Annotated in this window: 20 protein-coding genes; 13 read left to right on the top strand and 7 right to left on the bottom strand. The window is 61.3% G+C overall.

The window, feature by feature from the left end; translation table 11 throughout:
• Positions 1 to 2: 2 nt before the first annotated feature.
• On the bottom strand, positions 3 to 710 hold the full coding sequence (locus N4G47_RS09180; RefSeq protein ID WP_418080865.1) for a hypothetical protein: 708 nt from the start codon (positions 708 to 710) through the stop codon (positions 3 to 5).
• A 1,375-nt stretch (positions 711 to 2,085) separates the two neighbouring features.
• Between N4G47_RS09180 and N4G47_RS09175 the strand changes: the two genes are divergently transcribed.
• Entirely contained in the window at positions 2,086 to 2,523 is a 438-nt protein-coding gene (locus N4G47_RS09175) for a hypothetical protein (RefSeq protein ID WP_475286615.1), read from the top strand.
• Between the two features lie 1,771 nt (positions 2,524 to 4,294).
• On the opposite strand, the gene N4G47_RS09170 is transcribed toward N4G47_RS09175, so the two are convergent.
• Positions 4,295 to 4,540, bottom strand: a complete 246-nt coding sequence (locus N4G47_RS09170; protein WP_418080867.1) for a helix-turn-helix domain-containing protein — start codon at positions 4,538 to 4,540, stop codon at positions 4,295 to 4,297.
• Positions 4,541 to 4,729: 189 nt separating this feature from the next.
• Between N4G47_RS09170 and N4G47_RS09165 the strand changes: the two genes are divergently transcribed.
• Both N4G47_RS09165 and N4G47_RS09160 read left to right on the top strand, forming a co-directional pair.
• Entirely contained in the window at positions 4,730 to 5,161 is a 432-nt protein-coding gene (locus N4G47_RS09165; RefSeq protein WP_418080868.1) for an NIF family HAD-type phosphatase, read from the top strand.
• 291 nt (positions 5,162 to 5,452) lie between these two features.
• A complete protein-coding gene (locus tag N4G47_RS09160; RefSeq protein ID WP_475286612.1) occupies positions 5,453 to 6,019 on the top strand; it encodes a cyclin-dependent kinase inhibitor 3 family protein in 567 nt (188 codons plus the stop codon).
• 1,425 nt (positions 6,020 to 7,444) lie between these two features.
• On the opposite strand, the gene N4G47_RS09155 is transcribed toward N4G47_RS09160, so the two are convergent.
• Positions 7,445 to 9,721: an FdhF/YdeP family oxidoreductase gene (locus tag N4G47_RS09155; protein ID WP_475286610.1), complete on the bottom strand. Its 2,277-nt coding sequence runs from the start codon at positions 9,719 to 9,721 to the stop codon at positions 7,445 to 7,447.
• A gap of 376 nt (positions 9,722 to 10,097) precedes the next feature.
• On the opposite strand from N4G47_RS09155, the gene clpB reads away from it, so the two are divergent.
• Both clpB and dnaK read left to right on the top strand, forming a co-directional pair.
• On the top strand, positions 10,098 to 12,683 hold the full coding sequence (gene clpB / locus N4G47_RS09150; RefSeq protein ID WP_475286609.1) for an ATP-dependent chaperone ClpB: 2,586 nt from the start codon (positions 10,098 to 10,100) through the stop codon (positions 12,681 to 12,683).
• Between the two features lie 82 nt (positions 12,684 to 12,765).
• Entirely contained in the window at positions 12,766 to 14,682 is a 1,917-nt protein-coding gene (gene dnaK, locus N4G47_RS09145) for a molecular chaperone DnaK (protein ID WP_475286607.1), read from the top strand.
• Positions 14,683 to 14,799: 117 nt separating this feature from the next.
• Here the strand turns inward: dnaK and cydB are convergent, their stop codons facing one another.
• The 4 genes from cydB to fdhD all read right to left on the bottom strand — a co-directional run bounded on the left by cydB (position 14,800) and on the right by fdhD (position 18,521).
• The gene (gene cydB, locus N4G47_RS09140; protein WP_100465344.1) at positions 14,800 to 15,813 is read right to left on the bottom strand and encodes a cytochrome d ubiquinol oxidase subunit II; all 1,014 of its coding nucleotides are present in this window, start codon (positions 15,811 to 15,813) and stop codon (positions 14,800 to 14,802) included.
• 11 nt (positions 15,814 to 15,824) lie between these two features.
• Entirely contained in the window at positions 15,825 to 17,213 is a 1,389-nt protein-coding gene (locus N4G47_RS09135) for a cytochrome ubiquinol oxidase subunit I (protein ID WP_475286605.1), read from the bottom strand.
• Between the two features lie 188 nt (positions 17,214 to 17,401).
• The gene (locus N4G47_RS09130; RefSeq protein ID WP_475286603.1) at positions 17,402 to 17,665 is read right to left on the bottom strand and encodes a hypothetical protein; all 264 of its coding nucleotides are present in this window, start codon (positions 17,663 to 17,665) and stop codon (positions 17,402 to 17,404) included.
• Complete coding sequence (gene fdhD, locus N4G47_RS09125) at positions 17,658 to 18,521, bottom strand: formate dehydrogenase accessory sulfurtransferase FdhD (RefSeq protein ID WP_475286601.1); 864 nt, start codon at positions 18,519 to 18,521, stop codon at positions 17,658 to 17,660. The genes N4G47_RS09130 and fdhD overlap by 8 nt, the downstream gene beginning before the upstream one ends.
• A gap of 485 nt (positions 18,522 to 19,006) precedes the next feature.
• On the opposite strand from fdhD, the gene N4G47_RS09120 reads away from it, so the two are divergent.
• Genes N4G47_RS09120 through N4G47_RS09085 form a run of 8 tightly spaced genes read left to right on the top strand, consistent with a single transcriptional unit; the run spans position 19,007 to position 26,306 of the window.
• Positions 19,007 to 21,280, top strand: a complete 2,274-nt coding sequence (locus N4G47_RS09120) for an FdhF/YdeP family oxidoreductase (RefSeq protein ID WP_475286599.1) — start codon at positions 19,007 to 19,009, stop codon at positions 21,278 to 21,280.
• 31 nt (positions 21,281 to 21,311) lie between these two features.
• A complete protein-coding gene (moaA, locus tag N4G47_RS09115; RefSeq protein WP_475286597.1) occupies positions 21,312 to 22,352 on the top strand; it encodes a GTP 3',8-cyclase MoaA in 1,041 nt (346 codons plus the stop codon).
• 8 nt (positions 22,353 to 22,360) lie between these two features.
• Positions 22,361 to 23,401 (top strand): bifunctional molybdenum cofactor biosynthesis protein MoaC/MoaB, encoded by a 1,041-nt coding sequence (moaCB, locus tag N4G47_RS09110; RefSeq protein WP_475286595.1) that lies wholly within the window; start codon positions 22,361 to 22,363, stop codon positions 23,399 to 23,401.
• Complete coding sequence (locus tag N4G47_RS09105) at positions 23,398 to 24,651, top strand: molybdopterin molybdotransferase MoeA (protein WP_475286593.1); 1,254 nt, start codon at positions 23,398 to 23,400, stop codon at positions 24,649 to 24,651. Before moaCB ends, N4G47_RS09105 begins: the two co-directional genes overlap by 4 nt.
• Positions 24,651 to 24,911: a MoaD/ThiS family protein gene (locus N4G47_RS09100; RefSeq protein WP_235643812.1), complete on the top strand. Its 261-nt coding sequence runs from the start codon at positions 24,651 to 24,653 to the stop codon at positions 24,909 to 24,911. The genes N4G47_RS09105 and N4G47_RS09100 overlap by 1 nt, the downstream gene beginning before the upstream one ends.
• Before the next feature lie 3 nt (positions 24,912 to 24,914).
• Entirely contained in the window at positions 24,915 to 25,415 is a 501-nt protein-coding gene (locus N4G47_RS09095; protein ID WP_475286589.1) for a molybdenum cofactor biosynthesis protein MoaE, read from the top strand.
• The gene (mobA, locus tag N4G47_RS09090) at positions 25,381 to 25,947 is read left to right on the top strand and encodes a molybdenum cofactor guanylyltransferase (protein ID WP_475286588.1); all 567 of its coding nucleotides are present in this window, start codon (positions 25,381 to 25,383) and stop codon (positions 25,945 to 25,947) included. Before N4G47_RS09095 ends, mobA begins: the two co-directional genes overlap by 35 nt.
• Positions 25,944 to 26,306 carry a hypothetical protein gene (locus N4G47_RS09085; RefSeq protein ID WP_475286586.1) on the top strand — a complete coding sequence of 121 codons (363 nt, stop codon included), beginning with the start codon at positions 25,944 to 25,946 and terminating at the stop codon, positions 26,304 to 26,306. The genes mobA and N4G47_RS09085 overlap by 4 nt, the downstream gene beginning before the upstream one ends.
• Positions 26,307 to 26,370 lie beyond the last annotated feature (64 nt).

The raw sequence follows: 26,370 nt of genomic DNA, 5'->3' as shown, positions 1-26,370 counted from the left end.
GCTCATATGCCTGCGACCTCTAGGCGCACCTGTGTTCTCGCGGTGAGGCGCTCACTGAAATTGATGCTGAGTACGCCCCTATGGATTAGCAGGCATGTAACACACCGAACATCCCGCCAGTCGAACGTACCGTTCAGACTGGTCTCAATGCCGTAGAACGAACTCAAGGGGTTGGCATTCATGTGAAGGCAAACAGCGTCAATGAACACATCCACGGCCTTGAGGTCGGCCGCAGACTGGACATACGGTAGAAGTTCAAGACGTGTCGCATTGGCGATCCGTGCCGTGAGCAGTGACTGCGGCTTGCGGATCGTCAGGGCGATTCCAGTGGCTTTCGCTGCTTCCATGAGCTTGGCGCAAGCCGTGTTTTCAGCGCGTTCTGCGTTGGTAGTGGGCTTAGTCTGCCGTCGGAACGCGATGAAGCTCTCCGCTCCATCAGTCTTGGCCAGCCAGAAGCAAAGCTCGATCTCACGGCCTTCGACGGCGAGAGTGCGAGGACGTTCCACGTAGCTCGCCACCGACAAGTCAAACTCTAGCTCTAAGGCTAGGGCCAGCCGGCAGGGCTCGACAACGGCGATGGGTCGGCCGCCGTTCTTCGGCGAGAGGAAGTGATAGGCGTCAAGCCTGATCTGCTCCCTGGCCGAGAGGTTCCTCGCTGAATAGGGGAGGTGAGACGGAGCCTGCGTGGCGTCAGAGCGGGGGCTAGTCATGACGCACCCGATCTAGCCGGCGACCAGGTCCCGCAGATTCAGGCGCACCCTTTTGAGATGATTCCGATTTCGTAGCCATTCTCCTACTCCAGTCAGCTCTTTCCCGCACCCGAACTTTCTGAAAGAAAGGGGTGGACGAAGGGGCGAAATGGGAGTAGTTTCGGGCTTGGAATGCACGCCCTAGAGCTACTCCACGCCCGGTTGCCGCCGGGCGTTTTCATTTCTGGCATCTGCCGCTACAACATGCTCTTGGGGCGCCCGTGTTAGGTCGGCGCATTCACCTGTTTCGACCATGGCTGCGGCGGACCATGGATCGCAGACGTGCTCAGGAGCTTTAGGTTGGTACTGCCTGGTCAGGAGCCAGGAACTGAGAGGCGAGCCAGTGGGCCACATCCCGTGACAGTGCGAATTTCCCTCGCCGCTTCTCTAAGCTGAATACGTGGACTGGAACAGTTCCGCGGGCCTGCGCCTGGCGCAGGCCGTCCAAGGACATGTAACCGAGGGCGCGCCAAAGCTCGTCTTGACCGAGTAGTGGGCCATAGCGATAAAGCAAGTCCCGGGCCAGGATATCTTCGAGATCCTCTCTGGAGAACGACCGGCTAGCTGATAGCGCGCCACTCACTGACCACCTCCACGCAGGTTCGTCTAGACAACGGTAGCCCACCTTTGACTGGAGGGGTTAGAGTAAAGTTGAGCGCGAACTTTACTCTGGTACTACTGGGCCACTCATTGGAGACGCCCTGATGTCCGATAACGGTTACGCAACATATGACCTCAAGCGCGCGGCCGTGATTCTTAGCCGCGTGGAGGGCGGGGACCCTGTTCGCTTTGCAGACAGGCAAATAAGTGTGCTCGAGACCGGCGCTTGGTTTGAGGCCGTTCGTCTGAGCGTGGGCACGAACGAAAGCGGATGCCCGCTTACCGCTTACGCTGTAGGCAAGTGCTTGGAACCCACGACTTACATTCCAGGGAAAGACGGCTATACAACGAACAAATGGTCGCGATATGCCGCCGGCATACATCGGCCAACTGTCCGGACACTCAACCAGCTTGATCTGCTGACTCCTGGCGCGAGAGACTGGATTGACGCACCTCACTGGCGATTGCTCAACTGCTCCCGCCCGTTACATGCGGATGAGGGTGCGCTGAGGCAGCTAGCACCCGCTATTTTCGATGCGTTGTTCAACCGGGCCGCTAGCGGTCGGGGGTCCTTAAGACCAAGGCGCTCCAAGACCTCTGCCTTGATGAACTAGCTGCCTGCGTCAACGGCATTGAAGCGCTTTGCGCAGCAGTCTGGGTGCTACGCGATGCCTGCGAAAATGGCGATCAGCAGACGTGTCTAGAGGTCGGTGCCCACCTTCACGGAATCCTACTCATGACGGTATCGTCTGGCGTTCCATTCCTCATGCGATCCTCCCTCATCGCATTCTTTCACAGGCACGTATTTCCCTTGGCGAGTTCAGATGACGTGATCATCAACCCATCTTTGATGGACGTGCTGGCCACCGCAGATGATTTCCTCGTCCATCAGACGCGGCTGGAAGATGAGGGGGAGGTTGGAGATCACCAGCCTGGGGACACCTCAGGGTGGCGAATGATGCTGGACGGCTCCCTGGGCGATGACCTCCTCCACGGGCTCTCACCCGGGTACAAGCTCAGGCCGGGTGCCACATCAGTAGACGCGGCAAGGTTTGTTGCCACCCGCACAGCGTTAAAGGCGTGGGGCAAAGAGATCCTTGATAGCGGTAGTCGACAGCGTGTGGCCCCCAAAGCAGTGAGGCGTCAGATTTTCGGCTTTAGCTTCGATGACTGAAGGTTAGCCATCCTTGATCGGCTGTTCGTTCCTGCCAATCAAGAAAAAGGCGAGGGGAAAGGCGCACGGTTGTTGAGCTCAAAACCAGGTCGACTACTGCATCAGAGCGCAGTGCATCTGGGCTTGCCAATGCGAAGTAGATCGCCGAGCGACAACTTCGTCCATTCAAAGAAGAGCAGATATAACCAAAGCTCTTGCGTCGATGACGTCTGTATCTTCATAGCCCTATGTCGCGCTGACAAGCCGACTCGACACTATGCTGCCTGACCTTAGTCAGGGCAACAATGATCATCGCACGCTCTCAACGACGAACCTTTATCGCGCGGGGGCTGAAGAGGTGCCATGTCCTGGTTGGCAATGTCATCGATAGTAGGCTTCAACATTCTTCGACTTGTCTCCAACAATGGCCAAGAAATTAGCGCGAGCAACATCAGGCCGAAACCAATACCCACTCCCGTCACGATTCCGCCTGAGTCCGACCCGATGACGCGTCCTAACCCGGCAAGCGCTGCGGAAGCCAAGGCTAGCTTTCCAATGTACTTCCACCTAGGGCCCACGCCCTCCAAATCCATAACTGACGCGTGTACTTTCTCACGGCCGCGCACTCTAAGGAGGCGGCGTCTCTCTAGTGGAAGTAGGTCGATGCAGTTAAATGGCCCTTGCCACTCAGGATCTACATGTCGATAGAGTTCTTCGGCCACTGAAGCTGCGTCCGGCCAGTTCGCGGGCCAACGAGAAGGCGGAGCAACGCCGTATTCTCTTAGCAGCCGCTCGCCAAGCTCAGGCAGCAAAATAGGCTGGACCCATCGACGCTCTAGAACCGCCCAGAGCTCGATTCGCCCCGAGACAAGGACCCTAAAGAGATCAATGCGCTCGTGGCTAGGGTATGCGTAGAGCGTCAGATGGGCAGGCACATGCGTGTGCCCGCAGTCGCGCAGGAATTGAACTCGATTCTTGCCCTCATGTGCCCAATAGATGCCCAAAGCAGGCAAGCCAACATAGCTAGCCGCGTCCTTTTGCATTAGGTCACTGCGATTTGGATGGCTGAGCCACTCCCGCAGGCGATCGACGTCGTCAGGCCTAACATCTCCTGTAGTCCAGCGCCAACTGTCGCCCAAGAGTCGGTCCAATGGCACCAATGCGGCCGCACTGGGTTGGACAAGAGCTCGCTCATGCATCACGAACGGCACGACCGCACGAATTAAGGTCTCGCCGCAGATCGAGCCCGTGAGGCCAATGATCTGGAGGGGTACGGGCCCGCCTGGAGCAATATGTCTGCGGGCAAGATCGAGCCGTACTTGCCAGCTGACTATCGCAGCGGCGGCGGCGCGAAGCCCCTCACTGGTTGGCTCTGGCGCAAGAGAAAGGGAGAGCAGTGTCTGGCCCATTGCGCAGTGAAGGGGGCCTCCAGCAGAAGGCCCTCGGCCGGAGTTGCTACTCGACATACTCGCTCAAGGAATGAGGCATGGGGTGAGGTTAATCGCTGATGCCGTGCGACACCATCAGGAAAAGTCTGACAACACGATACAAGCAGGGGGCTGGAGTAAGCGGCAAACCGGCTCGGCCCGCCGCTATCAGGCTGGTCACCTACCATGCCTCCATTCCTGAGGCATTCGCTTCGCGCCGCGCGCGACGCTGGATCGAAGAATGAAGAGTCCCGCGGACGCTCTGCTTGCCGCGCTGCTGCAGGCACAGGCACGGCGACCACTGAGTGGAACGCCCACGGCCAAGTTGGGAGGCGCAGAGAGGAGCAGATGGCAGAACCGGGGTTTCAGCCCTTGATCCGCTTCTCGAAGTTAGCGACTAGCTTGGAGAGCGATTGTCCCGTCAACTCAGCTATATCCCTTAGCTCAACTAAGTCAAGTCTGCGCTTCCCAGTCTCAACATCGCTGATGAATGACTGACTGCGTCCCAGCATGCTTGAAACCTGAGCCTGTGTGAGGCCAGCCGCCAGCCGCGCATGGCGAACCACCTCGATCAGCGCCGAATACTCCTTGCGATGGATGGTCTTGGTCACGGCCGCGCCTTGTCTGAGCGGCCTCCGAAGCTATATCCAGTTCTCAGATATCTAAAAACCAGATATCCTCATACCTCATGTTGGAGGGGCGATGATCAAAGCGACAGGGCAGGGCGCTGATGACCGGGCAGACGGTGCTTGCCACTGCTGCGCCGGGAAGCCTCTCGCTGTTGTACCGGAGTGTGAAGGATGCGACCGACCATACTTGCTTTAGATCTGGAGGGGACACTGGTCTCCAATGCCGTCAGTCAGATTCCGCGCCCGGGACTGAGTGAGTTCCTTTGCTCCGTTCATGATGATTTCGAACGACTGGTGCTGTTCACCAGCGTTCCGGAACCCAGAGCGAGGAGCATCGTGGAGCTATTGACTCGGGAGGCGCATGCTCCTTCGTGGTTCTCCCGGCTGGACTTCACCCAGTGGCATGGCGCGACAAAGGACTTGCGCTTTGTCACCCCAGAACTTGGTGCAGCTTTGCTGCTCGATGACCACGCCGCCTATGTGCACCCTGGTCAAGAGCGCTGGTGGGTCCACGTGCCGCTTTTTGCCTCGCCCTATGAGGCCTGCGATCAGGGGCTGGTCCAAGCGCTGCAGAATGTGCGTAGAAGGCTTGCCGAGCTTTAGTTCTGAGATATGAGGTTGCGCTAGAGCCGTGCGGACCCGCCGTGCTTCGGTCACACAACAACCACTACCCAATCTTCTGAGCATCATGACACCCAACGCGCCCACTTGGACCTTCACCTCCTCTAACAGCTGCGATGTCCCGCTGTGGCGTTGGCACCATCCACGCCCACTTGCCAACGGGCGCCGCCTGAGGCCGGGTGTTTTGACTGGTGTCAGGTGCGTCGATCATGGCGCGGAAGGCAGCAAGTCGACATGCACGGAAATGGGCCCGTCAGGTTCCCGTGGTCGCCAATGATCCGTACCAGCCACACGCATCCACTTGAGATCGCTGAACTGGTTGTCGGCCTGCATGGTGGAGCGATCGGCGTCACATTCGCTCCCGGAAAGCACCAAGATGCTGCGATGACCGGCAAATGGGCGCGAGACATGGACGCCGATTTGAATGCAATCCGCACTTGGGGCGGCACGCGCCTGATCTCGCTGATTGAGCCGTGGGAATTCGATGAGCTGAAGATCCCGCAGCTGCCGACTGTCGCACCTACCCATGGACTTACATGGGTGGGACTTCCGATTCGCGACGGGGCAGCGCCTAATGATGGATTCCTTGCCCGGTGGCAGTCGCTGGAGCCAGTTTTGGTGCAGGAACTGTTCGCTGGAGGACGTTTGGTTGTTCACTGCAAAGGAGGGCTTGGCCGCGCAGGAACGGTGGCGAGCATGCTAATGCTTGCGACCGGTGCAGCGGTCACTGCCGAACAGGCGATGAGCATGGTTAGAGCGGTGCGCCCAGGCGCCATCGAGACCCGAGATCAGGAGGCATTTCTGCACGGATGGGTGCGCGGGCTGCCCGGCGAGGAATAGGGGGGCAAATGCGCGAGCACCTTGGTAGCATTCCCGCACGATTGGCGGCACCCCATGAGCCGCACGAATGGCCGACGGTCGCCGCCGATGTGCGGACTTAAAACTTCCAGCGACCGACCGGCCAGGCCCAATAGGCGTTCCCGATTGGGAGAAAAGTCGCCAACGCCACATCGAGTATCAAAGGTCGACGCCAGTCTGGACTGGGAAAGAAGCAATAGTCAGTAGGGGCAAGCCCGCCAGCCTGCTCGCGCTGCAGAAGCCACTTACACTTTGTTCTAATCTCTCGGTCTAGGGCTGCGATCGCTCGATCTTCACTCATGCCGGTTCGAAGAAGCTCCGAGGCAGCGCCGCGCATGCTCGACCATAGAACATAGCGCTTCCGACCAAGACTGAGTTGCTCCCAGTCACTGCCAGCTAGCGAGCGCAGGCGCTTCGCTGCCTCAGGGGCCATTCGGTGCTTGCGCAGCAGGCTTGTAAGGTACGCATTGGCTTCACCTTCGGCCAGCGTCAACCAGAGCCGGCGCTTGGAGTCGATCGAGCACTCTCGAGCCCAGGCCAGGAGAATGGTGGTCAAGGCGTAGCCGAGATCAACATCAGGGCGACTCCATGGGGCGCGGTATGACCAAGCGAGCGGCTCATACCGTGATCGCGCAGCATTGCCAGCAAGAGGGAGGGGAACCGCATCTAGAACCCGGAGCTTTGAGAGAGTTTCAAGCGCTTGAGCCGCGAGCCCCTCAGTAGCGACCGGACTGCTCTCATTCCTCGATCTCTCAAGCGCACACCATGCGCACGCTAGCAGAGGGCCAACCGAACGAACAAATGTGTCCAGTTCTGGCCAGGTTGCGAGGAGGGTCGGTTGGTTAACGACATAGGCCACTTTGCCCTCGAATCGCTCGCCAGTGGAAAAGCATAGCAAGTTGCCGCCCCGACGTCTATCTGATCTTCCGATATCTTTCAGCGTCCTTCGCGGTCCTTATCCGCGATTCGCCAGGCCCGACGCGGTGCAGATCTTGGATCCAGCACCAGGACGGCTGCAGGGCAGCCGGGTAGTCAAGCGCTGCGATGCACTAATGGCCTGCACGACGGGAGCAAACTGTGCGATCGCCCGACCATGGTCGAGCCGGCCGAGCGCAAGTCACTAGATCGGCCTGCGATTAGGGTGCGTTATCAGAGGTAGAGATTGCGCCTGCTTACGGAAGATAGCGGATGTTGAGCAGGCTAGGTGATAGCGATGCCGTCACGGGAGCGAGAGTGCATGGCGGGCACGCTGCGATCCCATGGAAACGGAGCATTGAACCTCAAGTAAGTACTCGAGGGATCTACCTTCGCGGACTCTCTGCGGGGCCCATCACGAGCTACACTGCCATCGTGATGGGCCGACTCAAAAAGCTCTATCCGCCTTCGCAACCTGAGGCGAAGCTCTGTCTACGCCAAGGTGATGTGGACCGGTACCGATTTGTACGAAGGTGTTCCACTCACTGGATCAATGTAGTTCAGCGGAATTAGGCAATTTCCCTCCGGGTAGTATGTTGCCACGGAGCCGCGGGAGATCTTGTAGCTAATGGCAATGACGTTCTCCAGGACCCGGCTTTGCTCATTGTCGAGCGCGGTGGTTATGCGAATTTGATCGCCTTGCTGGATGCCTCGCTCGCTCATGTCATCTTCGTTCATGAAGACTACGTCGCGCCTGCCAAACACACCGCGGTAGCGGTCATCGAGGCTGTAGATGGTGGTGTTGTACTGATCATGACTGCGCAGAGTGGCGAGCTTCAGGACAGCAGAATCGATTGGTGTAGGATCCTCTGCCAATCCTCGGAATCGGATGAACTCAGCCTTTCCCGAGGCGGTCGGCCACACCCGCTCAGTGGGAGGGAGAGGAAGGCGGAATCCACCAGGGATGCGAATTCTGGCGTTGTAATCCGAGAATTCAGGGAAGACCCCTTCAATTGCATCACGTATCACGTCGTAGTCTGCGACCATGTCCGACCAGCGCACCGTGCTGGACGGCAGGGTCGCGCTGGCAATCCCTGCAACGATTGCGGGTTCCGATCGCAACAGATCGGAGGCAGGCTTAAGCTTTCCACGCGATGCGTGCACCATGGACATGGAGTCCTCGACCGTCACTGCTTGGGGGCCTGTCGCCTGCATATCCTGCTCGGTTCTGCCCAAGCACGGCAGGATGAATGTGTTCTTCCCGACCAGCAAATGGCTTCGATTCAACTTGGTCGCAATGTGCACGGACAGCTCCAACCCTCGCATGCCTGCAAAGCAAGCGTCTGAGTCCGGCAGAGCAACCGCCAGGTTGCCGCCGAGGCATATGAGAGCCCGTGAGCGTCCGTCAATGATCGCCTGCATGGCGGCAACTGCGTCGTGACCGTGATGGCTTGGGGCACGGAACCCGAACCGCTTCTCGATCCTGTCGATCATGTCTGCGCTAGGCTTCTCGGTGATCCCGACGCTGCGATCCCCCTGGACGTTTGAATGCCCCCGCAATGGGCATATGCCGGCGCCAGGCTTCCCAAAATTCCCCCTTAGCAGAAGAAGGTTTGCAATCTGCTGAACGTTCTCGGTTCCCGTGCTGTGTTGGGTCACACCCATCCCATAGGTAACGATGGTTGCGTTGGATTTGGCGTAGGCTGCCGCGACCTTGCGCAAGTCGTCTTCGGATAGGCCGGACTGAGTCTCGATATCGCCCCAAACAGTAGAGCGCAGATCGTCAGCAAAGGCTTCAAAGCCGTGTGTGTGCCCACTTATGAACTCGCGATCGAGGATGTTGGCGGCCTCCCCGTGGATGGCATCCATCTCAAGTAGGGCCTTCATGATGCCCTTCAGCGCCGCGGCATCACCTCCGACGCGTGGCTGCAAATAGGTTGAAGCGATCTCGGTTGCACCGAAGGTCGCCATTTCCAATGCGTCCTGCGGATCGGCAAAGCGCTCGAGTGCTCGCTCGCGCAATGGATTGAATACGATGATGGGTGCGCCACGCCTGGATACCTCGTGCAGGGTGCCCATCATGCGTGGATGGTTCGTGCCGGGATTGTGTCCCATGGCGATGATCAGTTCGCAGGAGTCAAAGTCGTCCAGCGAAACGGTTCCTTTTCCGATCCCGATCGACTGAGGGAGCCCGACGCTGGTCGCCTCATGGCACATGTTGGAGCAGTCCGGAAAATTGTTGGTCCCATACTCACGGGCAAAGATCTGATACAGAAAGGCCGCTTCATTGGAGGCGCGGCCAGATGTGTAGAACTCAACCATGTTCGGATCTGCTTGTGACTGCAGGATCCCGCCAATTCGACTGAGTGCCTGGTCCCAATCAACTGCCTCAAAGATGTCCTTTTCTGGGTTGTAGGCCATCGGATTTGTTAGGCGGCCCTGATCTTCCAGTTGATAGTCCGTCCATTCCAGCAGTGACGTAACAGTGTTGGCAGCGAAGAATTCCGGGGTCACCCGCTTCTTCGTGGCCTCCCATGTCACGGCCTTTGCACCGTTCTCGCAGAACTGGAAGGTCGATGTGTGCTTACGATCTGGCCATGCACACCCTGGGCAGTCAAAGCCTTCTGGCTTGTTTGTCCGGAACAGCGTGATTGCTGCCTCAGGCGCCACCATCTGTTCACTGATTGCCTTTGCTGTTGCACGCAGCGCCCCCCAGCCACCTGCCGGCGCGTCGTACTTACGGATGCCGGGAATGTCCTTCTCTGCCATAGCACCACCTCATGTGTCAGTACATCGATAGATGGGATAACGAGCGAGAGACCCAGAAGAGGGGAGGGTCTCGGATCGCTTGGCGCGGGGTACTTCAGGAGCCATCTGGCCCCTCCGTAGCAGGAGACTGGGCGCCACAATGTTGTTTCCATGTGATGGTCTTGGATTGGACAAATTGTCCGCACGCACAGACATTTTGGCCGTTGTTTGGGCATCGGTCGTCAGGCTACGCTGGTCACGAATTCGATGCGGTTCTGGCTGGGCAGCAACCTTATGGAAGCCTTGAATAGCCCTTGAAGTTCCGTGGTGGGCTGTCGGATATCCCATAGGCGCTACCCTCCTTGCACATTCATTTATCAACGATCGGGGTCGTCGAATGCGGATGGACAAGCTCACCTCGCGTTTCCAGCAGGCGCTGGCAGACGCACAGTCGCTGGCCGTGGGCCGCGACAACAGCATCATTGAACCGGTTCACCTGTTCAGCGCGCTGCTGGACCAGCAGGGCGGCAGCACGCGCCCGTTGCTGGCCCAGGCCGGGGTGAACGTGCCGGTGCTGCGCGAGCGCCTGACCGAGGCGCTGGATGCACTGCCGAAGGTGTCCGGCCAGGCCGGCAACGTCTCGATGGGCAATGACCTGGGGCGCCTGCTGAACCAGACCGACAAGCTGGCCCAGCAGAACGGCGATGCCTTCATTGCCAGCGAGTGGTTCGTGCTCGCGGCATTGGAAGACGGCGGCACGCTGGGCATGGCGCTGCGCGCCGCCGGTGCTGACAAGACCCGCCTGCAGGCTGCGATCGACAAGCTGCGTGGCGGCGAGAACGTGCAGTCGGAGAACGCCGAGGAACAGCGGCAGGCGCTGGAGAAGTACACCATCGACCTGACCGCGCGTGCCGAGAGCGGCAAGCTCGATCCGGTGATCGGCCGTGACGAGGAAATCCGTCGCACGATCCAGGTGCTGCAGCGCCGGACCAAGAACAACCCGGTGCTGATCGGCGAGCCCGGCGTGGGCAAGACCGCGATCGTCGAAGGCCTGGCCCAGCGCATCATCAACGACGAAGTGCCCGAGGGCCTGCGCGGCAAGCGCGTGCTGTCGCTGGACATGGGCGCGTTGATTGCCGGCGCCAAGTTCCGTGGAGAATTCGAGGAACGCCTGAAGGGCGTGCTCAACGATCTGGCCAAGAGCGAAGGGCAGATCATCCTGTTCATCGACGAACTGCACACCATGGTCGGCGCCGGCAAGGCCGACGGCGCGATGGATGCCGGCAACATGCTCAAGCCGGCGCTGGCACGTGGCGAACTGCACTGCGTGGGTGCAACCACGCTGGATGAGTACCGCAAGTACATCGAAAAGGATGCTGCGCTGGAGCGCCGCTTCCAGAAGGTGTTCGTGGGTGAGCCGTCGGTGGAGGACACCATCGCGATCCTGCGCGGGCTGAAGGAAAAGTACGCGGTGCACCACGGGGTGGAGATCACCGACCCGGCCATCGTGGCCGCGGCGACGCTGTCCAACCGCTACATCACCGATCGCCAGCTGCCGGACAAGGCCATCGACCTGATGGACGAGGCGGCCTCGCGCCTGCGCATGGAGATCGACTCCAAGCCGGAAGAACTGGACCGCCTGGAACGTCGTGTGATCCAGTTGAAGATCCAGCGCGAGATGCTGAAGAAGGAGAAGGACGAAGCCTCGCGGCAGCGCCTGGCCGACCTGGAGAACGACATCGATGCGCTGGAGCGCGAGTTCTCCGACCTCAATGAAATCTGGAAGTCGGAGAAGGCCGCGCTGCAGGGCGCGACGAAGATCAAGGAGCAGGTGGAGCAGGCCAAGCTGGAACTGGAAGCCGCGCAGCGCCGCCAGGATTTTGCGCGCATGAGCGAGATCCAGTACGGCCTGCTGCCGCAGCTGGAAAAGCAGCTGGCCGCCGCCCAGGAAGCCGAGCACAAGGACTTCAAGCTGGTGCAGGACCGGGTCACCGACGAGGAGATCGCCGAGGTCGTCTCGCGCTGGACCGGCATTCCGGTCAACAAGATGCTCGAAGGTGAGCGCGACAAGCTGCTGCGCATGGAAGAAGTGCTGCACAACCGCGTGGTCGGCCAGGAGGAAGCGATCAAGGTCGTCTCCGATGCCGTGCGTCGCTCGCGTGCGGGCCTGTCCGATCCGAATCGTCCGGCTGGCTCGTTCCTGTTCCTTGGCCCGACCGGCGTCGGCAAGACCGAACTGTGCAAGTCGCTGGCCGAGTTCCTGTTCGACAGCGCCGACGCGATGATCCGCATCGACATGAGCGAGTTCATGGAGAAGCACAGCGTCGCCCGCCTGATCGGCGCGCCCCCGGGTTACGTTGGCTACGAGGAAGGCGGCTACCTGACCGAGGCCGTGCGTCGGCGTCCGTACTCGCTGATCCTGCTCGACGAAGTGGAGAAGGCGCATCCGGATGTGTTCAACATCCTGCTGCAGGTGCTGGACGATGGCCGCCTGACTGATGGCCAGGGCCGTACCGTGGACTTCCGCAACACCGTCATCGTGATGACCTCGAACCTGGGCTCGCACCAGATCCAGGACATGAGCGCCGACGACAGCCCGGAGGCCTACACGCAGATGAAGGCGGCGGTGATGGGCGTGGTGCAGGCGCACTTCCGTCCGGAGTTCATCAATCGCCTGGACGACATCGTGGTGTTCCACCCGTTGGACACGCAGCAGATCAAGCAGATCGCGCGCATCCAGATGCGTGGCCTGGAAAAGCGCCTGGCCGAGCGCGGATTGAAGCTGATGGTGTCCGACGCAGCGTTCGACCTGCTCGGCAACGTCGGCTTCGATCCGGTGTATGGCGCGCGGCCGTTGAAGCGCGCAATCCAGTCGCAGCTGGAAAACCCGCTGGCGCAGCAGATCCTGTCGGGCGCCTTCGTCAACGGCGATACCATCGAAGTCGGCAATGAGGGCGGGCATTTGGTCTTCAGGAGTACCTGATCGAGCCGAGCGGGGTGACCATATCGACAAGGGCCATCACCGCTCGTGGCATTGCAGTTCCAGACAACCCAAGGTGAAGATGATGGGCAAGATCATTGGTATCGATTTGGGCACGACCAACTCATGCGTGGCGATCATCGAGGGCACAAAGGCTCGCGTGATTGAGAACTCAGAGGGCGATCGCACTACGCCGTCGATCGTTGCATACACCAAGGAAGGGGAAATCCTGGTGGGCGCACCTGCCAAGCGCCAGGCGGTCACTAACGCGAAGAACACCTTCTACGCCGTAAAGCGCCTGATTGGACGTAAGTTTGAGGATCCTGAGGTCCAGAAAGACCTTAGCCTGGTCCCATTCAGCATCATTTCCCACGACAATGGCGACGCGTGGGTGGCCACCAGCGACGGCAAGAAGATGGCCCCGCAGGAAATCTCGGCCAAGGTGCTGGAAAAGATGAAGAAGACCGCCGAGGACTTCCTCGGTGAGAAGGTCACCGAGGCGGTCATCACCGTGCCGGCCTACTTCAACGACAGCCAGCGCCAGGCAACCAAGGACGCCGGCCGCATCGCCGGCCTGGACGTCAAGCGCATCATCAACGAGCCGACCGCGGCCGCGCTGGCCTATGGCCTGGACAAGGGCGACAACAAGGATCGCAAGATCGCGGTGTACGACCTGGGCGGCGGCACCTTCGACGTGTCGATCATCGAGATTGCCACTGTCGACGGTGAAAAGCAGTTCGAAGTGCTGGCCACCAACGGCGACACCTTCCTGGGCGGCGAGGACTTTGACAAGCGGGTTATTGACTACCTTGTGGATGAGTTCAACAAGGAACAGGGTATTGACCTTCGCAAGGATCCGCTGGCCCTGCAGCGCCTGAAGGACGCCGCCGAACGCGCCAAGATCGAGCTGTCCAGTGCCCAGCAGACCGAAGTGAACCTGCCGTACGTTACCGCTGACGCCTCCGGTCCGAAGCACCTGAACATCAAGCTCACCCGTGCCAAGCTGGAAGCCCTGGTGGACGACCTGATCAAGAAGTCGATCGAGCCGTGCCGCGTCGCCCTGAACGATGCTGGCCTGCGGTCGAGCGATATCGACGACGTGATCCTGGTCGGTGGCCAGACCCGCATGCCGAAGGTGCAGCAGGCGGTGACCGAATTCTTCGGCAAGGAGCCGCGCAAGGACGTCAACCCGGACGAAGCCGTGGCGCTGGGTGCGGCGATCCAGGGCGGGGTGCTCGCCGGTGACGTCAAGGACGTGCTGTTGCTGGACGTGACCCCGCTGTCGCTGGGCATCGAGACCATGGGCGGCGTGTTCACCAAGATCATCGATAAGAACACCACCATTCCGGCCAAGGCTTCACAAACCTTCTCGACCGCAGAGGATAATCAGCCGTCCGTAACTGTCCACGTACTGCAGGGCGAACGCGAACAGGCCCGCTTCAACAAGTCGCTGGCCAAGTTTGACCTGACCGGCATCGAGCCGGCCCCGCGCGGCCTGCCGCAGGTGGAAGTGTCCTTCGACATCGACGCCAACGGCATCCTTCACGTGTCGGCCAAGGACAAGAAGACCAACAAGGAACAGAAGGTCGAAATCAAGGCCGGTTCAGGCCTGTCCGAGGAAGAGATCGCACGCATGGTCGGCGATGCAGAGAAGCATCGTGACGATGACCTGAAATTTCAGGAACTGGTTGTTGCCCGAAACCAAGCCGATGCCTTGGTCTATACGGTGCGGAATGCGGTACGCGAACATGGAAGCAAGGTCGGCGGCGAAGTCATCGGCGAAGTCGAAGCGGCACTGTCCAGCGTCGAATTGGCGATGAAGGGCGAAGATAGATCCCAGATTGAGTCGAAGACGCAGGCCCTGGAGCGTGTGGCCGCTCCGCTTCTGTCAGCGTCTACGTCGCAGGAGCAGCCACAGGCGGGCGGCAGTGGTCCTGACCACGGTGCCGGCGGCGGTGATGACGTCGTGGATGCGGACTTCACCGAGGTCAAGGACAAGTAAAAGCAATTTGGCGCGCCATTCAACACGCCAAGGGCAGACAGTACAAGGGCGCAACGGAATCCCGTTGCGCCCTTGCTGTTTCTGTCCGGCGCCTACGATCCAGGCTTTGTTACGTGTTCAGTGATAGCTGGTCTCAGCACTAACTTTGCCGCGGAAGACACGGTAGGACCACGCGGTGTAGCCCAGGATAACGGGAAGCATGACCGCCAGACCGACCAAGCTGAAGCCAAGCGAGGATGCCGGTGCAGCTGCCTCCCAGAGCGTCAGTGTCGGCGGCAGGAGATAGGGCCACATCCCAAGCACAAGGCCCAGATAGCCAAGAATAAACAGCGACAGGCTGAGCACGAAGGGCGCTAGGTGATGTGCCGGACGCTTCTCGGCCCGCCACAGGGCCACGGCGACGGCCAGAGTGAGCAGCGGAACAGGGGACAGCCACCAGAAGTTCCCGTCACTGAACCACCGGGCCATCAACCGCAGGTCGAGGAACGGGAGCCAGCTGCTGACCAGCCCCATCGCCACGATCACCGCGACCACCAGCGGGCGGGTCAAGCGCCTGGCCAAGGCGTGGGTCCGCCCTTCCGTCTTCAGGATCAGCCACGTACCGCCGAGCAGACCATAGCCAGCCACCAGCGCGGCACCGGTGAGCATGGCAAAGGGACTGAACCACAGGAAGGGACCCCCGACGTATGCGTCATTCACCACCGGCACGCCTTGAACCACCGTGCCCAGGATCACGCCCTGCGAGAACGCCGCCAACAGTGAGCCGAGGCCAAACGCGACACTCCAGAGGCGTTTCGAACGATGAGCCTTGAACCGGAACTCAAAGGCCACCCCGCGGAAAACCAGCGATACGAGAAGCAGAAGCACAGGCAGGTAAAGCGCCGAAAGCAGCACGGAGTAAGCCTTGGGGAAAGCCGCCAGCAATCCAGCGCCGCCCAGCACCAGCCAGGTTTCGTTGCCGTCCCAGATTGGGGCGGCGGTGTTCATCATGACATCCAGCTGCTCTTCGTCCTCCGCAAACGGCGCCAGAATGCCGATACCCAGCACAAAGCCATCCAGAACGACATACATCAGAACACCAAAGCTGATGACGCCGAACCAGGCAACGGGCAACCACGTGATCGAGTCCATGTCAGCGCTCCTCAGAGGGATTGATCGGCAGCGGAGATCGGGCGCGCCGGAGTACGGTCGCCGCCCTCGAGCGATGGACCGGCATCATGAGCGCGCGGGCCGTAGCGCAGGATTTTGACCAGATACCAGATCCCCCAACCGAAGACGAATGCATAACCTGCGATGTAGACCGCCAGCGAAAGCGCGGTCATCCAGGCAGTTTGTGGCCCCACCGCATCGGCGGTACGCAAAACGCCATAGACAATCCATGGCTGGCGTCCCATCTCAGTGACGAACCAGCCTGCGACCAGCGCGATGAAGCCGCTTGGAAGCATCCAGTTCCATACGCGCAACAGCAGTGGTGACCCGAATAGCTTCTTGCGCACCAGGGCGAGTGCTGAGAGCCAAGCCACCAGTAACATCAGGCTGCCCAGTCCAACCATGATCCGGAATGCATAGAAGACAGGAAGCACCGGCGGCCGTTCACTGGGAGGTACTGACGTCAACGGCGCAAATGTGCCGTCCAGAGAGTGCGTAAGGATGAGGCTGCCGACCCGCGGGATGGCAATCTCCAGATCGTTCCGCTCCTGCTGTTCGTTGGGTACGGCGAAGACCACAAGCGGAACGCCCTCGCCGGGCGGGCCCTGGTGCCAATGGCCCTCAACGGCAGCAATCTTCATTGGTTGGTGCTCAAGGGTGTTGAGGCCGTGCATATCGCCTACGAAAATCTGGATTGGGACGATGAGTGCGGCGAAGACAACTGCTGCTTTCAGCATTTTCTTGCCGGCCTCCGCGTGCTCCTTGCGTCGCAGGTACCAAGCACCCACGCCGCCAATGACGAAGCAGGTAGTGATGAAGGAACCCAGCGCCATGTGCGCCAGGCGGAACGGGAACGACGGATTGAAGACCACCTCCGCCCAGTTCACTGGATGCACGACGCCATTGACCATTTCGTATCCGGCAGGCGTATGCAGCCAGCTGTTGGATGCCAGGATCCAGAAGGTCGAGAAGAGCGTTCCAAGCGCGACCATGCAAGTGGACAGGAAGTGCAGACGCGGCGAGACCCGGCCCCAGCCAAACATCATCACCCCAAGGAAGCTGGCTTCCAGGAAGAATGCGGTCAGGACCTCGTAGGTCAGCAGCGGGCCGATCACCGTTCCTGCGACCTGGCTCAGGCGTGGCCAGTTCGTGCCGAACTGGAAGGCCATGACGATGCCGCTGACCACCCCCATTCCGAACGAGACTGCGAAGATCTTCTGCCAGAAGAAAAAGAGCTCACGCCAGACAGGGTTCCGGGTTCGTAGCCATCGCCACTCCACGAAACCCAGCCAGCTCGCCAGGCCAATGGTGAACGCCGGAAACAGCACGTGGAAGCTGATGAGGAAGCCGAATTGGATCCGCGACAGGATAAGTGCGTCCATAGAGGTCTCGAGGGTTCGATGGAGCGGAGAAAGGAGGCAGAAAGTCGCTGGAAGCATGCACTTCATCGCGAACGGTGAAATGCACAGTTCGTACAGGCTGAAGTCCTTCAGCCAACCGCAAAGGCCTACCGTGCCCAGGCATAGCGGTCGTCGCTTGGCCCGGCATCTGCAAGGCCGGGCTTATCAGATCAGGCACCCAGCTCCTGGAAGACGTGCCCATTGGCTTCCAGGGTCTTCAGTACATCGGGAGGAATTTCGTTAGACCAGATTTCACCCTCGATCGACCAGCCCGACGAATCGGCAAGGTCCGGAAGACCGGCGCCTTTACGCACGTAGAGCGCCAATGTTGGGCGGGCTGGATTCGTGTATAGATCAAAGCACTCGGGAGGCATCGTGGCGCCCTCAGTCTCGGCAACGTGATCGGAAATCGTGCTGGCTAGGTGCTCATGCATGAGCAAGTGCAATGGAGTCCAGTTCCAACAGACGGTTGGTGTGGGAGTACACATTGAAGCCTTCACTGCGCGCAAAGCCAACGAGGCAGATCCCTGCTGCTTTTGCAAGGTCGATAGCCAACGCGGTCGGAGCCGAAACTGCAGCGACGATTGCCATTCCGGCAATGGCAGCCTTGCTGACCATTTCATAGCTGGCGCGGCTGGATAGCACCAGGATGCCGGCCCTTGTCGATATCGAGCGTCGCGCGAGGGAGCCGATCAGCTTGTCGAGCGCATTGTGCCGGCCAACGTCTTCGCGAACCTGCAGAATGCGGCCATCTTGGTCTGCCCAAGCTGCCGCATGGGTTGAGCCTGCAGCAGCATTCATCGGCTGGCCCTGCTTCAGCGAGGCCAAAGCCAAACGCACTGAAGCCGCAGAGCAGGTTGCGGGATGGTCAAGTGGCGTTGGCCTGCGAATGACCTCCTCTAGCTGGCTGGCCCCGCAGATGCCGCAACCACTACGGCCAGGCAGGTTGCGCCCTCTGTTTGTTGTGGCTGCAGCAAGGACCGGCGCGTCACTGGTAACCGTCATGGCCAGCTCTATGCCTTCCAGGCGCGGGCGGACTTCTACGCTTAGGAACTGGGCTGGGTCAGCAATCAGTCCTTCCGTCAGCGAGAAGCCGAGGGCGAAATCCTCCAGATTCGCAGGGCTCGACATCATCACCGAGAACGCAACATCGTTGTAGAGCATGGCCACCGGGACTTCTTCAGCGACGCTGTCCATGATCGAGCGGCGTACATCACCACGCCATTGGATGGTCCGCCGGCGCGCGATGCCGTCTGTGTCTCCCGCGAGCACTGGGCTGGGCTCAAACATATGAAGTGGCCTGGCGAGTTGGGGAGCCGGGGTGTACGCGACAGCCGGCCCGTTGACAGGGCAGGGCGCCACGATATCCGTGTAGGGCTCCAATGTTGGAGAGACTATCCCTAGGACGCGCACGCTACTACGTCCAAAAACAGCGAATACGCGTGCATGGACAATTTGACGCAAATGAACGGACAGCTTGGGCCACGGCACGCCGATGGAGTGCCATGTAGGCGGCGAGGGGACATAGAGGCGTCTGAATTCAAAGGAATTCTTTTGATGGTGCGCGATGTGAAAATTTTGTGATGACTGTGCTCAACCGTCACCGACCCTCTGACAGTTTGCGACAGTCAATGTGATTTTCCGCGCCACTGCGTCGCGCCCGGTCGCAGCGAGGGCGGACTGTCCGGTAGGGCCGGACACACTGTCCGTAGCTGCCGAATCTGTTGCGTGCTTAACTTTGCTCACTCCCAAAACTTGTGTCGCGAGTGCCTGTCATGCCAGAGCAGAAGATCCCCCGTTACAAGGCCTACGATCATCCCGCCGGTGGCTGGGGAGCCGCAGGTGCGACAGCCAAGGTTTTGATGCAGCAGAGTGTCATCACCAAGGGCTCCAAGGCCCTGCTGTCGATGAACCAGCCGGGAGGATTCAAATGCCCCAGCTGTGCGTTTCCGGATGCTGATCACACCAAGAAGCTCGAGTTCTGCGAGAACGGGGCCAAGGCATTGGCATGGGAAGCGACCAAGCATCGCGCGACTCGTGAGTTCTTCGCCCAGCACACAGTGCAGGAGCTGATGGCGCAATCCGATTACTGGCTGGAGATGCAAGGCCGGCTAACCGAGCCCATGCGCTATGACGCGGCGACCGATCACTATGTTCCATGCAGCTGGGATGACGCTTTTGCGACGATCGGACGTCACCTGCGCTCTTTGTCGAGCCCGCATGAGGCAGAGTTCTACACATCTGGGCGCACACCCAACGAAGCTGCGTTCCTGTACTCGATCTTCGTTCGGGAGTTCGGAACCAACAACTTCCCAGACTGCTCCAACATGTGCCACGAACCAACCAGCCGCGGTCTGCCGCCGGCAATCGGTATCGGCAAGGGCACCATCGTGCTGGATGACTTCGAGCATGCGGAGGCCATCTTCGTCATCGGGCAGAACACGGGTACGAACTCACCTCGAATGATGACCAACCTTGTGGAGGCACGAAAGCGCAAGGTTCCGATCGTTGCGGTCAACCCGATGCCAGAGCGCGCTCTAATCCGCTTTGCCGAGCCGCAGGACGTCGTGCAGATGGCGACGTTCGGTTCCACCGAGATTTCCAGCGAGTTCGTTCACATTCGGATTGGTGGTGATCTGGCCCTGATCAAGGGCATGATGAAGGCCATGTTCGAGCGGGAAGCCGCCGGTGAAACGGTGCTCGACCACCAATTCCTGGCCGAGCACACGGTCGGGCTGGATGCGTTGCGCGACGAGGTGATGGCGCAGGACTGGGACGAGATTGTGCGGGTGTCCGGGATCAAGAAGGAACAGATCCTGCGCTGCGCCGAGATATACGTCCGCTCCCGTGCGACCATCATCTGCTACGGCATGGGTCTGACCCAGCACCAGCAGGGCTCGCGCTTACTGCAGCAGGTGGCGAACCTGTTGATGCTGCGCGGAAACTTCGGAAAGCCTGGCGCAGGTATCGCACCCATCCGTGGACATTCCAACGTGCAGGGCGACCGCACTGTCGGCATCGACGAGAAGCCGACGCAACGCTATCTCGACCGGGTCCGTGAAGTATTCGGCTTTGAGCCACCACGCGAGCATGGGCACCATGTCGTGGAGTCACTCGAGGCGATGCTGGCGGGAACTGCCAAGGTCTTCATTGGCATGGGCGGCAACTTCATCCACGCCGTGCCCGATACCGAGGTGTCCTACCGGGCCATGCGGAATCTGGAACTCACTGTTGGCATTGCCACCAAGCTCAACCGTGGCCATCTGGTGCACGGGAAGGAGGCGTTGATCCTTCCCGTGGTAGCGCGGTCGGAATGGATCCATACACCATTGGGCGAGCAATTCATCACTATCGAGGACGCGATGTCGAATGTGACCGCCTCGCGAGGCGTGCTGCAGCCGGTGAGCGAGCATGTTCTGCCGGAGGTGGAGATCGTATGCCGCATGGCAATGGCAGCACTGCCCGACAGCAGGGTCGATTGGGCCGCCTGCATGTACGACTACGACCACGTCCGCGATCTGATCGCGGCGGTCTATCCCGAAATCTATACAGGCTTCAATGAGCGGATCCAAGCGAAGCAAGGCTTCCACCTGGACATTCCGCCACGCCGTCGAGAATGGCCGACACCTAATGGCAAGGCCAACATCCTGGTGTTCCCGGGACTGGAAGTGAATGATGTGGTCGACGATCCGACCATGCTGCGGCTGGCGACGGTGCGCTCCCATGACCAGTACAACACGACGATCTACAGCTATAACGATCGCTATCGTGGCGTGTACAACGACCGCATGATCCTCTTCATGAACCTGGAGGATCGTGTGGCGCGCGGGATCAGCAAGGAAGGGCAGGTCAGCCTGGAAACGATCTCCAGCGATGGGGTGCACCGCCGGGTCGATGGTCTCACTGTGCTGGACTATCCCATGCCACGGGGCGCAGTGGCGGGCTACTACCCTGAACTCAATCCGCTGCTGCCGCTGGACTACTTCGACCGTATCAGCGGGACCCCCGCAGCGAAGTCGATCCCAGTGCGCGTGGTCATTTCGCAGTAACAATTCCGACGCGCCGTCGGGAGGAGGAAACATGTCAGGCCAGCTCATCCGGGTACCAGAAGCGCCGGCCCCGGCCGGGTCGGGGCAGCCTGCGCGGAAACTCACCGACGGCTTTGGTCGCAGTTTTCCGTACCTGCGCTTGTCGCTCACCGAAGCCTGCAACTTCCGGTGCAGCTACTGCCTGCCCGACGGTTACCAGGCCGATAGCCACCCGCGCTTCCTGCAGGTGGATGAAATCGCGCGACTGGTGCGGGCCTTTGCCGCGCTGGGGATGAGCAAGATCCGCCTGACCGGCGGCGAGCCCAGCCTGCGCAAGGACTTGGACGAGATCATCGCCACCGTGGCGGCGGTGCCGGGCATCCGCAAGGTGGCCATCACTACCAATGGCACGCTGCTGCCGCGGCGCCTGCCGGGTTGGCACCGGGCAGGCCTGACTGCGCTGAACGTGAGCATGGACAGCCTGCAACGCGAGCGCTTCCACGCCATCACCGGCCATGACCGCCTGCCGGAGATCCAGCAGGGCCTGGCCCTGGCGCAGGCGCTGGGCCTTTCGGCAATCAAGCTCAACGCGGTGCTGCTGCGCGGCCTGAACGACGACGAGCTGCCGCAGTGGATGGACTACCTGCGTGACCGCCCCTTCAGCGTGCGCTTCATCGAGCTGATGCGCACCGGCGACAACGAAGCCTATTTCCAGCGCCACCACCTGCGCGCCGATCGGGTGATCGAGCAGCTGCTGGCCGCGGGCTGGCACGAGCAGCCGCGCGCGGCCGATGCCGGCCCGGCGCGCGAGTTCGGTCACCCCGACCATCGCGGCAGCATCGGCATCATCGCGCCGTATTCGCGTGACTTCTGCAAGGGCTGCAACCGCCTGCGGGTGACCGCCAGGGGCGACCTGCGGCTGTGCCTGTTCGGCGAGTTCGGCGTGCCGCTGCGCCCGCTGCTGCAGCGCGACGATGACCATGACGCGCTGCTGGCACGTATCACTACCCAGCTTGGCCTGAAAGCGGCCGGGCACGGACTGCACCAGGGCCAGACCGGGCTGACCCCGCACCTGGCCTCCATCGGAGGATGAGCAACACGATGAGTGGGGAATTGAACGCGGCCTTCCACATGGCCGATGTCCGCAACAAGCGCATCAGCCGCCGCCGTGCGGTGGCGGTGGGCGAGCTGCATGCCGGCCCGGTGGCGTATCCACTGATCGTCGAGCGGCGCCTGCCCAAGGGCGATGCGCTGGTGATGGCCGAGATTGCCGGCCTGCAGGGTGCGAAGATGGCGTCGATGCTGATGCCGCTGTGCCATCCGCTGCCGCTGGAACTGGTGCAGGTGTTCTGCGCGCCGGTGCCGGAGCGGCAGGCGATCCGCGTGTGGTGCGAGTGCGCCAGCGAAGCGCGCACCGGCGTGGAGATGGAAGCACTGGCCGGGGTCAACGCGGCGTTGCTGACCCTGTACGACCTGAGCAAGCCAGTGGAACCGGCACTGCGCATCGAAGGCATCCGCCTGCTGTTCAAGGAAGGCGGCAAGCGCGGGGTCTGGCTGCACCCGGATGGCATGGACGAGGCCGAGCGTGAGCGTTTCAACCCGCGTGCGCCAAAGGGGTTGGAGGGTGCGGCCTGCGCGGTGATCACGCTGAGTGATCGCGCCAGCGAAGGCACCTATGAGGATATCTCTGGCCCGACCCTGGTGACCGGCCTGAAAAAGCTGGGTGGCGAGGTGGTGGCCGCCGAAGTACTGCCCGATGGCATCGAGCCATTGGCGGGTCACCTGCAGGCTTTGGCCGCCGAGGGCGTGCGCCTGTGCCTGTGTACCGGAGGTACCGGGCTGGGCCCGCGTGACCTGACCCCGGAGGCGCTGCGTTCCTTGAACGCGCGGCCGGTGCATGGCCTGGCGCAGATGGTGCGGGCGCTGAGTGCGCAGCACACGCCGATGGCCTGGCTGAGCCGCGCCGAGGTGGTGCAGCTGGGCAACATGCTGGTGTTCGCACTGCCGGGCAGCCCGAAGGCTGCGGCGCAGTGCCTGGACATCCTGGCACCGGTGCTGGGTCATGCGCTGGCGATGGTAGAGGGAGGGCGACATTTCTCTGGTCTCCAATCTGCCGATCAACGCGAGCGGGAGGGCGCATGATCAGCTATAGCGAAGCGCTGCAGTTAATGCTGGCTACTGCCACGCCGCTGCCGGCTGAGCGCTTGCCGCTCGAGAGTGCCGATAGCCGAACGCTGGTTAGTGACATCTATAGTGATCAGTCATTGCCGCCGTTCGACAATTCGGCGATGGACGGCTTCGCGCTGCGCGCCAACGGCGCGACGTTCGAAGCTGGTACCGAGTTCGCTGTGCAGGGCTGGCAGGCAGCCGGTGATGCAGGTGCCGAAGGCGGCGAGGGTGCCTGGGAAATCATGACCGGTGCGCGCATGCCGGCCGGGCTGGATACGGTGGTACCGGTCGAGAACGTGGAGATCCTCGCCAGCGAGGAAGGACGCCCGACCCGCATTGCCTTGAAGGGCACGGTAAAGCCGGGCCAGAACGTGCGCCTGCGTGGCGAAGACGTTAGCGACGGCGAGCGCGTGCTGCAGGCCGGGCAGGTGCTGGACATCAACGCGCGCACTCTGCTCCATGCCATCGGCGTGGGTAAAGTGCCGGTGGTGGCACGGCCAAGGGCCGCGGTGATCGCCACCGGTAAGGAACTTGTGACAGAGGCGGCGCAGACGCTGGAATCCGGGCAGATCCGTGACAGCAACCGGCCGTATCTGGCCGGCCGCCTGCAGGCCGCCGGTGCCGAGGTGGTCTGGCAGGGCACGGTGGGCGACGACGTGGCCGCATTCAATGCGGTGCTGGATGAAGCGCTGGACGCGGGTGCGCAGCTGTTGATCAGCACTGGCGCGGTATCGGCCGGCCGTTACGATTTCGTTCCCGATGCACTGCTAGCGCGCGGAGCCATCATCATCTTCCACAAGGTGGCAATCCGCCCAGGCAAGCCGCTGCTGTTCGCGGTGCTGCCCAATGGTGCGCTGTACTTCGGCCTGCCGGGCAACCCGGTGTCGGCTGCGGTCGGCCAGCGCTTCTTCGTCGAGCCGGTACTGCGCCGCCTGCTGGGGCTGGCACCGGAACCGGTGTTGACGTTGCCCCTGCAGGCCGACGTCCGCACGCCACCTGGCCTGCGCTTCCACGCGCGGGCGCGGGTGGAAGTGGATGCGCAGGGCCGGCTGAGTGCGCGCGTGCTCGCCGGGCAGGAGTCGTTCCGTTTGATGTCCATGCTGCAGGCCAACGCCTGGGTGGTGCTGGAAGGCGAGGGCGGTCTGGCCCCTGCCGGCACGCCGGTGCGTGTGCAGGGCTGGGGTCATCATGACCCGGTGCAGCTGGCGAGCCAGGAGCCGTGATGAGACAGGTAAATCTGCAGTTGTTCGGCGCGTTTTCCGATCTGGATGCCAGCCGCGAAATCGCGGTGGAGGTGGCTGGCAGCACCGTGGGCGATCTGCGCCAGGCGCTGCGAGAGCTGCTGCCGCTGCGTTGGCCGGGTTTCCGTGCCGGCCTGCTGGATTACTCGGCATTCGCCGACCAGCAACAGGTGCTGCGCGACCACGACGCGCTGCCCGACGATGGCCGGGTGGCGATCCTGCCACCGGTAAGTGGGGGCTGACCGATGAGCGAGAAGAACATCGCCAAGGTAGTGGACCGCGCGCAGGCGGCGATCGATCCGGCCGAGGGCATCGCGGCGGTCTCCGATCCGGGCTTCGGCGGCATCGATGTGTTCATCGGCAAGGTGCGCGACGTCAATGTGGGCCGGCGGGTGACCGGGATCACCTACGACCTGTTCGAGCCGCTGGTGCTGAATGAGTTCAAGCGCCTGGCCGCCGAGGTCGAAGCCACGTTCGGGCCGAAGCTGAAGCTGTATGTGGCCCATGCCAAGGGCCGGTTGGGCATCGGCGATGTGGCGGTGGTGGTGGCCGCCGGCAGCCCGCACCGAGACGAGGCGTTCCGGGCCTGTCGGCAGTTGATCGAGGTGGTGAAGCACCAGTGCCCGATCTGGAAGCAGGAGCATTACGAGGACGGCGACAGTACGTGGAGCGAGGGCTGCAGCCTGTGCCATGCCGACAGCGAACCCGGCCATGACCATGCGCACGATCACGAACATTCCCATTGATGGCATCGTGCTGGCCGGCGGCCTGTCCACCCGCATGGGACGCGACAAGGCGCTGCTGCCGTGGCACGGACGCACCCTGCTTGAGCACGTGCGCGGCCTGCTGCGGCAGGCCGGTTGCCGACGGGTATGGGTGAGTGGCAACTATCCAGCCTTCGGGGGGATTGCAGATCGCTTGGCACGCTGCGGCCCGCTGGGTGGCCTCTACAGCGTGGCCATGTGCATGCCCGAAGGCGCTACGTTGGTGCTGCCGGTGGACATGCCCAATGTGACCCCAGGGCTACTACAGCGGTTGTTTGCTGAGCCCACAGCAGCCTGCACGCTGTTCACGGACGAACCATTGCCGATGCGGTTGCAGATTGATAGCAAGTGCCGGCGTGTGTTGCAGGAACTGATCGAGAAGTCACCAGCCCACCGTTCGCTGCGCGCTGTTCAGGAACGCTTGGGGGCGATCGAGCTGCCACTGGCAGACAACGAACGCAAGCTGCTTCTTAACTGCAATAGCCCAGCCGATCTGGAGTCCATCGCATCATGAAAGTCCAGATGCAACGGCAAGCAATTCGCCTGCGCGTTGATGAGGAGGAGCTAGCGCGATTGCTGGTTGGCGAGTCACTGGAAAACATGACGCGGCTCGGCGGCGACTACGGTTGGGGCGTCGTGCTGTCGCTGCACGCTGGGGAACAGGCTGTGGTCCTCAGTGCAGGTGAGTACTGCCGTCTGGTGCTTCCCCGCGAAGCGATTAGGACCTTGGCTGCAAGATTGCCTTGTCGAGATGGCCTGGGTTTCAGCATCGCCCTCGATGACATTTCGTTGCAAATTCAGTTCGACGTGGATGTACGAGACAGCCTGCGCCAACGAGGTCCGCATCGTCGCGCACCCTCTGTCCAAGAATGAGCCAGGAAAAGGAAGGCTACGCATAGCCTGCGATACGAACGATTGGCGGTGAAACTGATCGCAA

It is taken from the genome of Stenotrophomonas sp. GSD10 (genome assembly GCF_056172695.1).
This window is presented reverse-complemented; position numbering and strand designations above follow the sequence as displayed.